Raw genomic sequence first — 13,106 nt, 5'->3', positions numbered from 1 at the left:
CAGTTTTCCCTAAACCATGCATATATAGCATAGATTATATTGAAAACTTGAGCTTCTTCTCACCTGTCCAATCTTCGTGATCGTACCGAATGATGTGGCGTGATTGGAAAGCGTCCATACGTCGCAGGTATCCCCAGCGAATAAAAAAGTCTTTTAAAAGTGTTGATCGCGAGCCGGCTACGAGGCGAGATACGCCAACAGCAAAGCCCCGCCCGCCAGGAATCCCGCGAGGCCGAAAACGGCATACTGCCAGACAGCAATCTGATCATGAACGGTTGAGAGCGCGAACGTCGCGCCCTTTGCGAGGGCCCAATTTCGAAATTCCTGCGGGGGAATTCGAGTCAGCCCTCGTTTGCGGCACACGGCGATGAAATCGGTGACGATGGCGTCATGAACCGAAACGCGGATCAATCGTTGGAGCCAAGCCGGTAGCGGAAGATAGCCCAATGTCTGATTGAGAACGCGGTTCACGAGGTCTGTATAGCGCGCGTCAGCCTCATCAAGCGACGGTGAATCCACGGCAGTCTCTGTCAGCGCGGGCAACCGGCGAAGTCCCGCGTGAAGGGCGGACTCGACGGCATCCACGACGCGATGCGCCGCGAACAGCAGGCCTGCCGCAATGCCACCTCCGAGCCCGGTCAAGACGTAGAGGATCAACATGGACCAGCCGCCGATGATCAACCAGATGCTTTGATTCCAAACGGTTTTCAAATAGAAACCGGCCGACAACGTCAGAAGAGCGGTTAAGCCGAACATATGAAACAGCAGAGCCCAGAGCAGGGACATCAACAATGATTTCGGGAGACGGAGGAGAGAGAATGACGAGTCGTGTGCGTCCATGTGAGGGTGATCGTTCGAAAGAGAGCGCGCGACCAGGTCTGACGCTATTGGAAGTCTGCGCCGGAGAATCGGACTCGGAGACGAGCCGCCAGCGCCTCACGGTCGCTCGTGGAAAACGGTCGCGGTTCGTGAGCAATCCGCCACACCGGTTCCAGCGGGGCCGGATCATCGGCAAGCCGGGGAATGAGATGCCAATGAATATGGGGCAACTGGTTCCCCAACAGTTCATAATTGATCTTGATCGGTTGAAATTCTTCCCCGAGCCGGCTCGCCACGAAGGCGACTTCCTCAATGAGACCGGCTCGCTCATCACGAGACAAGTGAAAGAGTTCCGTGGCATGCCGCTTCAGCACCAGCACGGTCCAGCCTCGAAAAAACTGATCCTCATGCAGGTACGCTATTGTCGTGCCGCAATCGGCGATGAAGTGGTCCTCTCGCGGCCATTCACCAGAACAGGCCTTGCAGGGAGCCCCGCTCATGGCCGCTTCAAGCTCCTAGCTTCTTCGTCGGTAATGACACCCTTCTTGATCAGAAGTTGGAGCAGCTTATCGATGGCGTTGGTGTTCTCGCTGATCTGCGGCGGCGGCTCTGGCGGTTTCGGCTTGGCGGGTGGCCGTTTCAGTCCGAGGACCCGAAACGACGGAGTAAATACTGCCACATAGTCCCTATTGCGCAAGCGGACCGTGGCTGCGCGGCTATCGCTGTGGGGCCCCAAATCCGGGCTGCTTCCGGTCGGAACCCGAAAGAACGGTTTCCCATCGTCTGTCTCTCCGTCCTGATCCAGCACCTCAAACCGCTGCAGGAAGGATTCGTTCTTCAGCGGTTCCCGGTCTTCCCCAGCAAGGTTCGTCACCTTATCGAGGACGAGCACAAGGGAATCGGCGATGAACGAATCGCTCGAATTGTTTCTCACGCTGACGTCGTAACGATACTCACTGGTGAAATTGTCGCGGCCTTTCAGGGTGACAATAGCGGTGGCTTTGCCGGTCAGGTCGGAAAGTTGGTCCAGTGAAGTGGCGAGACCGGTGGATGGCCCGACCCATGTGATGATCAAGAGCAGTGCCGCGAAACAGGACAGCCCCGAACCAGGCATGCGCATGGACGTGTTCCTCCCTTACCCGAATGGTTCGCGTGCCCCAGAATAGCAGAGTCACATCGAGACCGCGAGCCTCAGCACGTCATCGTCTTGACAGTCCGTTTTTACGGACTATATCCTGACCGCGTCCGATCGCGCTTGTTGAAGGGGTCTATCTGTTTCCATGTCACCTGGTTCCGTTCGGCGGGCTCCGTTGCTCATCTCTCGCCTATTCGCCAAGCAACTACTTCAATTGTACGATGTGCCCGATCCCCGCCGCCGTAGCAGGGTCATTCGTGGGTATGACAGGCCTCATGCGGTCCGTACTGCCCGGATGTGTGCAGCGGTCGCGCAACGGCTCGGGTATGCGCCGGCGCTTGTCGAACGGTATCAGATCGCCTGCCTCTTGCATGACCTCGGTCGAGCCGGCCTGGACCGCCGGTTGTTCGGGCATATTTGGTCGTGGGCCAAGGAGCGGGGTATCCCGACCAGGCCGCGTGAATGGCGGGCGGCCTATCCGGGAACGACGTACGGCCGAGAAACCGAGGCCTTTCTCGCCCGATTCCGGAAGGACCTGGAGGCAGCCGGGATCACCATGGATCTCTGGGCCTGCGAGCAAGTCGAAATGCGCTTAGGGTATGCCCGTCGGCTTGCCAGACGATTGCGCCAGGTGCGGCCGCGATTGGCCGAGTTAGGCGTGGTCTGGTCTCCCTGGATGAAGCAGGTGATGTTGTACTATTACTATCCGGAAAAGCTCGTTCGAGCCAAATCTTGGGTGAAGCAGTTGGCGGAGGTGCTGGTCGCCTGCGAACAGTTCGAAGCCTACAGTAACCAACGGCGGGGCCGTGATTACTATGTCCGGGTGAAGGAAACCTTGCCCGAGGCGTTTGCCTATCTGAAGAAATTGCAGCGTGAGGGGCTTCTCAGCCGGTCGGTGGTAAAGAGCTTGCAGCAGTTGGCGTCTGAAGGCGAGTTTGATCAGATCCTCGCAGAGGCGCGCGGCATGCCTCTCTCCCGGCGGGAACGGTTGTGGCTCAGCCGTACGAGTAAGAAGGAGAGTTGAGGGATGGCGGTCATTAGTGTTCCCTTGCGCGTGCCGATGCCGGGCGATACGCAGTTTGAAAACATCAGCGAGCCGATCCGGCAAGCCTTGGCGTCCACCGGCCTCCTTGCCGGCATCGTCACCATTTTCATCAAACACACGACCGCATCGGTGCTCATTATCGAAGACGAGCCGGGGATCAGAGCCGATACGAAGACTCTCTGGCACCGATTGATCCCCGCTGACCCCGGTTGGCAGCATAATCAACGCAATCCAGGCGAGGACAACGGACACAGTCATCTGCGCGGGCAAGTGCAAGGTCAATCATTGACGATCCCGTTTTCCGACGGCTCCATGACGCTGGGAACCTGGCAGCAGATCGTCATTCTGGATTTCGATACCCGCCCCCGCACACGTGACTTGGTGATTCAGATCATCGGCGAGTAAGGAACGGACCGCTGATAAGTATGTGGCCGACACTCCACATTATCCGCCGGCGCCGGATCGTGCTCTCTCTCATCGCGAGCCTGGTCTGCCAGTCCGCTTGGGCCCTGGCCTACAACGGGTGCGATGGAAAGGGCCGGCTCCCGCTGGCCGAGCCGACCGACCTCTCGCCGGAAGAGCAGGCGACGATCACGGTCTTTGAAAAGGCGGCTCGCTCTGTGGTCTTCATCGCCAATACGGCGATGCAGCGCGATCCTTGGTCTTTCAATGTCCTCGAGGTGCCGCAGGGATCCGGCACCGGTTTTGTCTGGGACAAGACCGGCCATGTCGTGACCAATTTCCATGTCGTCTACCAGGCGGACGCGATTACGGTGACCTTGTCTGATCGAACAGAATACAAGGCCACGGTTGTCGGAGCGGATCCAGATCACGATTTAGCCGTTCTCCGTATTCGAGCGCCGGAGAGCTCGTTGCAGCCCGTGACCATCGGCAACTCGCAATCGTTGCGGGTCGGCCAGAAAGTGCTGGCAATCGGTAACCCGTTCGGGTTGGACCATACCTTGACCACCGGGGTCGTGAGTGCGTTGGGTCGGACCATCCGATCCATGAGCAACCGCACGATCGAAGGAGTCATCCAGACGGATGCGGCCATCAATCCCGGCAACTCGGGGGGGCCGCTGCTTGATGGGATCGGACGACTGATTGGGGTCAATACACAGATCGTGAGTCCCAGCGGCGCCTTCGCAGGCATCGGCTTCGCGGTGCCGGTGGATACGGTCGCTCGAATTGTTCCCGAACTCATCAAGCACGGCAAGCTCATTCGGCCCGGCCTCGGGATTTCGCTCGTACCGGATGCCATGGCTCGGCGGTGGGGAGTGCGAGGGCTCGTGATCGGCAAAGTCAGCCGGGGCAGCGGCGCCGAACGGGCGGGACTTCGCGGGGCTCGGGAAGCAGGGATGGGACGCATCGAATTGGGCGATATCATCGTTGCGGTGGATGGAAAGACGATCGAAACGATCGATGACCTGATGGACGTGATGGAACAGCATAAAGTGGGGGATACGGTGACCGTGGATTATCTTCGCGCCAATCGACGACAACAGGTGCGTGTGATTCTACAGGCGGTAAATTGACGCCGTGAATCGCGCCACCGATGCATCGAGGCAGCAGTCGGCCTGACGCGTGTGTTAAGATCACGATTCAACGGTCGGAGGACATGCCATGAGTGATCACCGAACTCTGTCGGAAGGTTCCGACAACAATACGGACGAAGGCAAATATAGCCGGGCTTCGAACAGCGCCAAGGGCCCCGCTGCTCATACCAACCCGGATCCATTGGAATTAATCGACGCATGCCTGGCCGCCTTTCCGGACGATGATCCCAGACAGAAATTACTCTATAAGCTGAGGCATCTGCTCCTGGCCCAATCGGCGGCGCATCAGCAACGAGATAGCGAATTTAAGAAATTGAACGATGTGGTGGCCAAGCTGACTGCGCCCGCCAATCGTATCGGCATGTTGTTGGATGTGCCGGCGGAGGGGCTCGCGCGCATCGTCGTCGGCGGTGCCGAATACTATACGAATGTTGATCCCCGCGTGGTCTCCGACGATCTCAAAATCGGGACACAGATTCTCGTGAACGAGGCGTTCGCCCTGATCCGCACGCTCGGGTATGACCGAAGCGGGCCCGTGCTCAAGGTCGCCGAGTTGTTGCCGGATGGCCGGTTGCGATTTGAACAGGACATGGGGCGTCAGGCAATGATTTTGCCCCGGTCGAGTGATTTGACGTCCGTGGACCTTAAACCGGGCGATGAAATACGGATTGATCCCACTCATCGGATCGCCATTGAGAAATGCGAGGATCGCAAGGCCCGCGCACATCTGCTTGACGAGGTCCCGACCGTAACCTGGAACCAAATCGGGGGCCAGAAGCCCGCGATCGATGCCATTCGAAAGGCCATCGAATATCCTCTGTTGCACGGGGAGACATTCAAGCGCTATCAGTTTACGCAGCCGAAAGGCTTTCTTCTCTATGGCCCGCCCGGTTGCGGCAAGACGTTGATCGGTCAGGCCGCTGCCGCAAGCCTGTCTCAACTGGTCATGCAGGAGACCGCCGGCGAATCGCGGAGCGATTCGCCGGGCACACCTCCCGTGTCGACCGGCGCATTCCTGCATGTGAAGGGGCCTGAAATCCTGAACATGTGGGTAGGGGAATCCGAACGGATCGTGCGAGATCTGTTTGCCCAGGCCAGGGCCCGCCGGCGGGACGGAGCGTTGCCGTTCATTTTTATCGATGAAGCCGAATCGATCTTGGGGACGAGACGTTCCATGCGATCGTTCAATATCAATAATACATTAGTGCCCATGTTCTGTGCCGAAATGGATGGAATCGATTCCCTTCGGGATGTGGTCATTATCCTGGCATCCAACCGGCCCGATCTCATTGATCCTGCTGTTCTGCGACCGGGCCGCATCGATCGAAAGATCAAGGTGGCCCGTCCCGACCGTGAGGCAGCCGCCGAGATCCTGAAGGTCTATTTGACGCCGGATTTGCCGTACGGTACCCCGCCTGCCGATGAGCAAGGGGGAAGGGACGAGGTTGCCGCTCGCGATCAGTTGGTTGAGCAGGTCGTTACCCACCTCTTTTCACGAACCGACGCGAATCGGTTGCTGGCCGTGCGCCTGCGCAGCGGCCATACGAAGGTCCTCTATCGAGGCGATATGGTGAGCGGAGCGATCTTGGCCGCGATCGTCCGCCGGGCAAAAGAAAAGGCCATTGAAAGGACCCTCCACGGATCGATTGCCGATCCGGGCATCAGGAGCGACGATCTCTTGGATGCCGTCAATGATGAATACCGCGAGGGCGAGGTCCTGCCTCCCGACGATGCGGCCGAAGAATGGCTGAAATTGCTGGACCATCACCCGGAACAGGTCGTGGGAATCTCCTCGTTCCGGCGCGGGCGACAGGCGGAAGAGCGATTGGTCGGGCAGATCATTTGATACGCGATTGTATCCTAAATCCATTGCAGCATTGATGAATGGTGCAATGAAGGAAATGGGCAAATAGTAGATCGGTATGAGTCTCTTTGGTCTCGAAACCGAATACGGCATTACGCGGAGTGATTTGGACTCCATCGACCCGGTGGTCGAATCAATGGAACTGGTCCGCGCCCACCTTACGGCCGCATTTGAACGGCGCTGGGATTATAGCGGCGAGGATCCGCATGAAGACGCGCGTGGGTTTCGGGTCACCGGATTGCAACAGGACAAGGAAGAAGATCAATTCGCCGAAATGGACGCGCATCGGCCGTTCTCATTCCATGAGATGAAGAGCGACTTGGTGCTGGCAAACGGCGCGCGGTTCTACAATGATCATACGCATCCGGAATATTCGACTCCCGAATGCCGCACACTGCGGGATCTGGTGGCGCATGACCGGGCGGGAGAGCGCCTCCTCTTTCGAGCGGCCCAACGGCGCAATCGTTCGCTCGGCGGGCCTCACGTGCAGCTGTACAAGAATAACACCGACTTTCACGGGCACAGCTACGGCTGCCACGATAACTACTTGATGCGGCGATCGGTGCCGTTCGACACGCTGGCCTCCGGGCTGATTCCGTTTCTCGTGACACGGCAGGTGTTTGCCGGGGCAGGAAAACTGGGTGTCGAAGCGCAGGAAGGGGCGTTCCAGCCGGGCCTGTACCAATTGTCGCAGCGCGCCGATTTCATTGAGACTCCGATGAGCGTCGATACCATGCACAATCGTCCGATCCTCAACACCCGAGACGAGCCGCACGCCGATCGGCGTCGGTACCGCCGGCTCCATCTGATCATCGGGGATGCCAACCTATGCGAGTACGCGACGGCGCTGAAGGTCGGGACGACGGCGCTTGTATTGGATTTGATCGAATCGGGGCAGGCCCCGGCCGTGGCGTTGGAGAACCCGGTTGCGGCCGTCAAAACGATCTCGCGTGATTCCTCGTTGACCGCGCGCGTCCGTTTGCAGGACGGCCGGACCATGTCCGCGCTGGAACTCCAACGTCTCTACTGCGAAGCGGCTGGCCGCCGATTCGGCCCCGGAGAAGGCGACAGAGCCTGGGTGCTACGTGAATGGGATCAGGTGCTTCGCGTTCTGGAGGCGGACCGGTCGCAATTGATCGGGCGCATCGATTGGGTCACCAAATTCTGGCTGCTTGAAACGTTTGCCGAAGCCGAACAGGTGGGATGGGATGATCCCTGGTTGACCAGTCTGGATCTCGAGTATCACAATCTCGATCCTGACCGAGGGCTGTTTCTGGGTCTCGAAAGTGATGGACGCGCGTGGAGATTGACCGCCGAGGCGGATATTGAAGCGGCCATGGCGGCCGGACCGAGCGATACACGCGGCGGCATTCGCGGGCTTTGCATCCGGCGTTTCCCGGATCACATCACATCGGTGCAATGGGAACGCATCAAATTCAACGGGGGTTTCTTGCCTAGGACGTTGGAGATGACCGATTTGTTTGAGCCTGAACGGGTCAAGACATTGACCGATATTTTGTCCGCAGCGGCCACCCCGTCCGAAGCATTGGTTCGATGGAACAATACGAAAGGACGATGATTTATGAACCACCTGATCACATGGGAACGCAAGGAAGCGCCGTTCGATCCGATCACTCGCCCTCCCGATCAAAAGGAGGAGACTGGGCCAAGACGGCCTGAGACCGGCTCGCCGGATAAGGACAATCTTCTCAAGAGGATGCGCAAAGTCGATCCCAAGCAGGCGGAGCGATATCGACAACGAACCGGGCAGTAACCGATTAATTATGAATTGTGAATGCTGAATTCTGAATTGACCTGAATAGCTGATTAAGCGGATACAGTTCCTGCCCTAGTCATAATTCAGCATTTAACATTCAGCACTGGGGGTGCCGGGGATGGGGATGCAGGGTGATTTTCTTCAATTGCTCAAAGAGCAGGGCTATCAATTCGGCGCGGCCCATGCCGGCGACAATGCAGCTTCCATGCGGTCCGACATCATGCTCGGCACCACGATTCTCGCCATGAGATACGCGGATGGTGTGTTGGTGGCCGGTGATCGCCGGGCCACGGCCGGCAACATGGTCATGTATGACCGCACGGATAAGGTGCTGGAGATCGATCGATACAGTGTCATGGCGATTGCCGGGGTGCCCGCGACCGCCTATGAGATGGTGCGGGTGCTGGAACATTCGTTCAAATATTATCGGCGTACCCAACTGCAGGAACTCAGTTTCGAAGGGAAATTACGCGCCGTGTCCAAGTTACTCAAGGACAATGTAGCCGCGGCGCTGGCGGGAACCGGCGCTGTCGCACCCATTTTCGCCGGGTATGACCCTGATCAGGAAGCGGCCAAGATTTTCTTCTATGATATCCTCGGCGCAGAATTCGAAGCGGTGGAATATGCGGTATCGGGGTCCGGGTCACCCGTGATCCGAGGTATTCTACATTACCTCAACACCTGGGGCCCCAAACCGCTGAGCGCTCAAACCGTCGATGAAGCGACCGCGCAGGCCCTCCGGCTGCTGGCGAGCGCGGCGGAGTTCGATTCGGCGACGGGAGGGATCAATCGCGAAGCCAATCTGTATCCGGTCGTCAAAGTCATTACAAGCAATGGGGTGTCGAGAGTGGAAGAGCAACGGCTGAAGTCATTGTTCGAGGAGCAGGTAAGCCGCCATGTATGAAGAACCGTACCGGTGGGTCGAAGCGGTCGGCAATCGGCGCCACTATCTGGATGAGCAATTTCGCAAGGGCAGTCCTGTCGTGGCGGCCTCCTATGCAGAGGGCATCGTCCTTGTGACATTCAGCCGCGGGACGCCGAAACTATATGAGATCTACGACCGGCTGGCTTTTGCCGGGATGGGGCATCCGGCCGATCTTGAAAAGCTGCGGTTCACTCTTCTGGAAATGGCTCACGTGGAGGGATTTAATCGGTCGCCTTCCGATGTAACGGGAGCCAGGTTGATGAAGAACGGATTGGCTCCGATAATCAAGCAGGCGTTCGAGGAAATTTATAAGGCGCCGTTCATCGTGAAGATTCTGTTGGCCGAACTCGGCGTAAAGGCCGGGCGCGATGCCTTTCTTACTATCAATTACGACGGGACCTTCGAGGAGACGTCTAGCTGGGCGGTTCTGGCCGCCTCGGATGATGCACAAGCCTCCATGCGCACGTTCTTGAAGCAAGAGGCCGATCCTCAACGGGCCTCGCTTGCCCAAACCCTGTCCACGTCTCTTCTGACCTGGGCCGTCGGGTCGTTGGTTCAGCGTGAAGAGAAACCGGATTCCGCTATGCCGGCGCAGACCTCCATCACGGAAGAATCCGGCTCACAAAAGTCCACCGTTGCGCCGGACCCTGCTGCGTTGCGCGAACATCTACGCACGATCGGAACTGAGATGACTCTGGAATGCGCGATCCTTGGGCATAGTCTGCCCGGTTCCTCAAAATACCGTCCGCTGAAGTCAGCAGAACTCGCCGGATTGCTCCCATCAGATCTTCTTCCCGCCGTCAGGACATGACATGCTGAACCGGATTTTCGGGCTGGAAACCGAGTACGGCCTCCTCATCAATGAAGACCGTCCGGACCAGACTCCATCCTCCTTGGCCCACCGCCTGCGCGATCATATTTTTCATATCCAGCGGCGGGGCGTTCTCGATCGGCACCATCGGGGGCATGATGAACCGCCGGGAAACGGGGGATTCCTGGCTAATGCGGGACGGATTTACCTTGATATGGGTCACCTCGAATATGCCTCTCCCGAGTGCGCGACCTTGATCGATCTCGTCGCCGCGGACCGGGCGGGCGATCGTATTCTACAAGGCGCCTTGGAAGACCTCGGTCTCGCTGAGAGCGTTCACTTGATCAAGAACAATGTGGATCACGAGACGGACGCGACGTTTGGGTCGCATGAGAATTACCTCGTCTCGAGGAGATTTCCGTTTTCCCGCCGCGGGCTGGCTCCGTTGGTGTCGTTCCTCGTCACCAGGCAGATCTTCACCGGCGCTGGGCGTGTAGGAGTGGCTAGTGATCCGAATGAATGGGTGCAGGTCGGCGGCTTGATCCTGCATCGCCCGGGGCTGCGCGATGCGCCGGACCGGACGCGCCTGGCCTTCCAGCTTTCGCAACGGGCGGACTTCATCGTCAACGATTTCTTCGAATGGGTGCAGCATAACCGCTCCATTGTCAACACGCGGGATGAACCGCTCGCCGATCCGAATCAATATCGCCGCATTCATCTCCTCTGCGGCGATTCCAATATGGCGGAGTATGCCACCGCGCTGAAAATGGGGACAACCGGCCTGGTGTTGCAACTGATCGAAGACGGTCATGCGCCAAAGGATCTGGCGCTCAGTGAACCGGTCGAAACGTTGCGCGAGGTCTCGCGCGATCCGGAACGGAAATGGATCGTCACCTTGGAGTCGGGAAGGAGCATGTCGGCGATCGACATCCAGGTCGCGTTCTTGGGCGCGGCACGGCGGCATTATCAGGGGCAGGACGAAGAGACCGATTGGGTGCTTCACGAGTGGGACTCTGTCCTGCGTGACCTCACGGGCGATTATACGAAACTGGTGGGACGGGTAGATTGGGCGTCCAAGCTCTGGCTACTGGAGACCTTTCGCGCGGAGGAGAAAGACCTTTCCTGGGATGATCCCGTTCTAAAAAGCCTGGATCTCGAATATCATAATCTTGACCCGCAACGCGGACTTTACTTCGGTCTTGAAGAGGAAGGGCGGGCTCTTCGCGTGACGACCGGCAAAGCTGTGGAAATGGCCCAGACCAATCCGCCGAGAAATACCCGCGCCTTCGGTCGAGCGGAGCTCATCCGCCATTTGCTGGCCGCTGAGTCGGACTCACCCGTGCGGGAGCAATGGCAGCGGCCTCCCGCCTATATCATCAATTGGTCCGTGTTCCAGATCCGCGGGGGTGAGCCGTTTCCCATGCCGGATCCCTTTAGGACCTATGCCGCGGAGGTGCGGCGCCATATCGCCGAATGTCTCAAGAGCGACGAGGCTAGAAGCCGGACGCAAGGGCTTTGACCGCCCGTTTCGGGACATCGAACGAAAAGCGCAGTTGCACAGCGACGTACTTTTGGATCAAGCCCCCCCGGTCGAGCGGCCGATCCTCTTCCCGGTAGACGGCCAATTCCGTATCGCGCCACCGTACCGCAATTCCGACGATCCAATCCAGCTCCGTCGGGCCGACCGGGTTGCTGGCCTCGCGATCCGTAAAAAAATTGACGTCGCCATAGAGCACGAGCCTGTTCTTATACAGATCCAAGTCTGCGTGACCGACATAGCGGAACAGCGCGCGTCCCGTATTGTCCGGACGGGCGAAATAGCGGCTATTGTAAAACAGCCAGCCGCCGCCGGCATAGGCCGTGAGATTCTGATTCGGGAAGGTGCGTCGCCACCAGGCGGAATCCTGAACGGCCTGGAACCGTCCGGTAACCAGGACATCGGCATAGGATTGCTTGATCCCGCTGCGGTCAATGGGGGCGTCCCGCTCGTATTGGAGGCGCCAACTAAATCGATCAATCAGGCCGGTAAAGGCCACCGTGCTGTCCCATTCGGACAGCTTGATCCAGCCGTCGGTCCGGTCCGAGAAGAAATTCTGGTCGGTGTAGAAAGTCAAATACTGTTTATATAAATCCGTCTCCACATGCAGCATATGCCGCAGGCCGACCAAGCCGGTATTGTCGGGCCTCGCGGCGAAAGTCGGATTATCGACGAATGCGGCGGTCAAAAGATACCCGCCGAACAGCGTTTCCTCTTCTTCGCGTTCCTCTTCATCGGCCCGCTCCATCGATGGAAGGGGCCGTCCATATTTTTCCAATCCATAGGTGGCGGTCGAATCCACGTGCATCGAATCCGCGGCGTGCCAGAGCAAGAAACATGTGGTCATGCACGTGGTGAATCGGCGAAGAGTCATCAGGCGGTCGTGCCGTCCAAGATACCGGATCTAATGGCTGGGTCTCGCCAAACGTGATCGCGGTAAGAAGAGAATAACGCTTCAAGTCTGCGCATGCCGTGGTTGGTATGCACGCTGTATCGTGCGCGATTTGGCGCAATGGGAGCGGCCTCATTCTCATGAGCCGCAGTTCGAAAAGAGGTCCTCGCAGTCATTCGAGGCATCGACGAAATCCGGGACAAATCGATAGCGAACCTCTTCCACCCGGTCGTCTTTCAGCATGAGCGAAGCCCAGCAGCCGTGATGGACGCTCGGCATGCTCCCTTTTGAAGCCGTGCCCGATTCTTCAAGCATCGGCGCTTCCCGGTAATAGCGGAGTTCCGTTACGGAGCCCTCCTGTGTTTCGCTGATCGGCCGCCCCGCACACGATAATATCTCCGCTTTGAGTTTCCCCCGCATCCGAGTTTGAGCCGGGTACCCGTCCGTGATGGGTGGGGAGAAACTGCAGCCACTTGCGTACAGAACCCAGAGAGCTGCCAGGCGCCACAAGATCGGACGCCATGGTGGCATCATGGCGAATGTCTCCATGGAATATCTCGTTAGCACAGCGTTATGAGAAAGACAACTCTTTGGTGTTGTCGTAATCCAGGCCATTGCGGCGGAGCCATTGCCATCGTATGCGGCCCCATCACCCGACGGCACTCATCTTGGCGCGCGCGAGCGGTAATTGATGGCCACCATGCGACCTGCGACGCGAGACCGCTGTCTCGGCCGCCCGTGATGA

At 58.3% G+C, this 13,106-nt stretch carries 14 protein-coding genes; 9 read left to right on the top strand and 5 right to left on the bottom strand.

All coding sequences use genetic code 11. The annotated features are described in order from the left end of the window. Positions 1–177 precede the first annotated feature (177 nt). The 3 genes from ACWGXE_RS17745 to ACWGXE_RS17735 are packed head-to-tail and all read right to left on the bottom strand — an operon-like array spanning position 178 to position 1,939. Positions 178–840 (bottom strand): hypothetical protein, encoded by a 663-nt coding sequence (locus ACWGXE_RS17745; RefSeq protein ID WP_447599338.1) that lies wholly within the window; start codon positions 838–840, stop codon positions 178–180. A gap of 44 nt (positions 841–884) precedes the next feature. After that, positions 885–1,319, bottom strand: coding sequence for an HIT family protein (locus ACWGXE_RS17740; protein WP_447599337.1), 435 nt, complete (start codon positions 1,317–1,319; stop codon positions 885–887). Next, complete coding sequence (locus ACWGXE_RS17735; RefSeq protein ID WP_447599336.1) at positions 1,316–1,939, bottom strand: hypothetical protein; 624 nt, start codon at positions 1,937–1,939, stop codon at positions 1,316–1,318. Before ACWGXE_RS17735 ends, ACWGXE_RS17740 begins: the two co-directional genes overlap by 4 nt. Positions 1,940–2,129: 190 nt before the next feature. Here ACWGXE_RS17735 and ACWGXE_RS17730 point away from each other — a divergent pair, with 190 nt between their 5' ends. The 9 genes from ACWGXE_RS17730 to ACWGXE_RS17690 all read left to right on the top strand — a co-directional run bounded on the left by ACWGXE_RS17730 (position 2,130) and on the right by ACWGXE_RS17690 (position 11,451). Next, on the top strand, positions 2,130–2,978 hold the full coding sequence (locus tag ACWGXE_RS17730) for a hypothetical protein (protein ID WP_447599335.1): 849 nt from the start codon (positions 2,130–2,132) through the stop codon (positions 2,976–2,978). A gap of 3 nt (positions 2,979–2,981) precedes the next feature. Continuing rightward, positions 2,982–3,404, top strand: coding sequence for a secondary thiamine-phosphate synthase enzyme YjbQ (locus ACWGXE_RS17725; RefSeq protein ID WP_447599334.1), 423 nt, complete (start codon positions 2,982–2,984; stop codon positions 3,402–3,404). 20 nt (positions 3,405–3,424) lie between these two features. After that, a complete protein-coding gene (locus ACWGXE_RS17720; RefSeq protein ID WP_447599333.1) occupies positions 3,425–4,534 on the top strand; it encodes a S1C family serine protease in 1,110 nt (369 codons plus the stop codon). A gap of 88 nt (positions 4,535–4,622) precedes the next feature. Continuing rightward, positions 4,623–6,401, top strand: coding sequence for an AAA family ATPase (locus ACWGXE_RS17715; protein WP_447599332.1), 1,779 nt, complete (start codon positions 4,623–4,625; stop codon positions 6,399–6,401). A 76-nt stretch (positions 6,402–6,477) separates the two neighbouring features. After that, positions 6,478–7,998, top strand: coding sequence for a proteasome accessory factor PafA2 family protein (locus ACWGXE_RS17710; RefSeq protein WP_447599331.1), 1,521 nt, complete (start codon positions 6,478–6,480; stop codon positions 7,996–7,998). Positions 7,999–8,001: 3 nt separating this feature from the next. After that, on the top strand, positions 8,002–8,193 hold the full coding sequence (locus ACWGXE_RS17705) for a ubiquitin-like protein UBact (RefSeq protein WP_447599330.1): 192 nt from the start codon (positions 8,002–8,004) through the stop codon (positions 8,191–8,193). Between the two features lie 127 nt (positions 8,194–8,320). Beyond that, positions 8,321–9,100, top strand: a complete 780-nt coding sequence (locus ACWGXE_RS17700) for a proteasome subunit alpha (protein ID WP_447599329.1) — start codon at positions 8,321–8,323, stop codon at positions 9,098–9,100. Continuing rightward, on the top strand, positions 9,093–9,932 hold the full coding sequence (locus ACWGXE_RS17695; protein ID WP_447599328.1) for a hypothetical protein: 840 nt from the start codon (positions 9,093–9,095) through the stop codon (positions 9,930–9,932). The genes ACWGXE_RS17700 and ACWGXE_RS17695 overlap by 8 nt, the downstream gene beginning before the upstream one ends. Position 9,933: 1 nt before the next feature. Further along, on the top strand, positions 9,934–11,451 hold the full coding sequence (locus ACWGXE_RS17690; RefSeq protein WP_447599327.1) for a proteasome accessory factor PafA2 family protein: 1,518 nt from the start codon (positions 9,934–9,936) through the stop codon (positions 11,449–11,451). On the opposite strand, the gene ACWGXE_RS17685 is transcribed toward ACWGXE_RS17690, so the two are convergent. Together ACWGXE_RS17685 and ACWGXE_RS17680 are read right to left on the bottom strand one after the other, a co-directional pair. Beyond that, positions 11,426–12,271, bottom strand: coding sequence for a hypothetical protein (locus ACWGXE_RS17685; RefSeq protein ID WP_447599326.1), 846 nt, complete (start codon positions 12,269–12,271; stop codon positions 11,426–11,428). The two genes, ACWGXE_RS17690 and ACWGXE_RS17685, sit on opposite strands and share 26 nt — an antisense overlap. 228 nt (positions 12,272–12,499) lie before the next feature. Beyond that, entirely contained in the window at positions 12,500–12,895 is a 396-nt protein-coding gene (locus ACWGXE_RS17680; RefSeq protein ID WP_447599325.1) for a hypothetical protein, read from the bottom strand. Between the last annotated feature and the right edge of the window lie 211 nt (positions 12,896–13,106).

The sequence above is a fragment of the Nitrospira sp. Nam80 genome (genome assembly GCF_965152575.1).
Note: the sequence above shows the minus strand (reverse complement) of the source record. Positions and strands in the feature narration are given on the sequence as shown.

Bases quoted from the DNA above. Each gene is read 5' to 3' on its own strand.
- ACWGXE_RS17745 (WP_447599338.1), bottom strand. From the start codon at position 840: ATGGACGCACACGACTCGTCATTCTCTCTCCTCCGTCTCCCGAAATCA.
- ACWGXE_RS17740 (WP_447599337.1), bottom strand. From the start codon at position 1,319: ATGAGCGGGGCTCCCTGCAAGGCCTGTTCTGGTGAATGGCCGCGAGAG.
- ACWGXE_RS17735 (WP_447599336.1), bottom strand. From the start codon at position 1,939: ATGCGCATGCCTGGTTCGGGGCTGTCCTGTTTCGCGGCACTGCTCTTG.
- ACWGXE_RS17725 (WP_447599334.1), top strand. From the start codon at position 2,982: ATGGCGGTCATTAGTGTTCCCTTGCGCGTGCCGATGCCGGGCGATACG.
- ACWGXE_RS17720 (WP_447599333.1), top strand. From the start codon at position 3,425: ATGTGGCCGACACTCCACATTATCCGCCGGCGCCGGATCGTGCTCTCT.
- ACWGXE_RS17715 (WP_447599332.1), top strand. From the start codon at position 4,623: ATGAGTGATCACCGAACTCTGTCGGAAGGTTCCGACAACAATACGGAC.
- ACWGXE_RS17710 (WP_447599331.1), top strand. From the start codon at position 6,478: ATGAGTCTCTTTGGTCTCGAAACCGAATACGGCATTACGCGGAGTGAT.
- ACWGXE_RS17705 (WP_447599330.1), top strand. From the start codon at position 8,002: ATGAACCACCTGATCACATGGGAACGCAAGGAAGCGCCGTTCGATCCG.
- ACWGXE_RS17700 (WP_447599329.1), top strand. From the start codon at position 8,321: ATGCAGGGTGATTTTCTTCAATTGCTCAAAGAGCAGGGCTATCAATTC.
- ACWGXE_RS17695 (WP_447599328.1), top strand. From the start codon at position 9,093: ATGTATGAAGAACCGTACCGGTGGGTCGAAGCGGTCGGCAATCGGCGC.
- ACWGXE_RS17690 (WP_447599327.1), top strand. From the start codon at position 9,934: ATGCTGAACCGGATTTTCGGGCTGGAAACCGAGTACGGCCTCCTCATC.
- ACWGXE_RS17680 (WP_447599325.1), bottom strand. From the start codon at position 12,895: ATGATGCCACCATGGCGTCCGATCTTGTGGCGCCTGGCAGCTCTCTGG.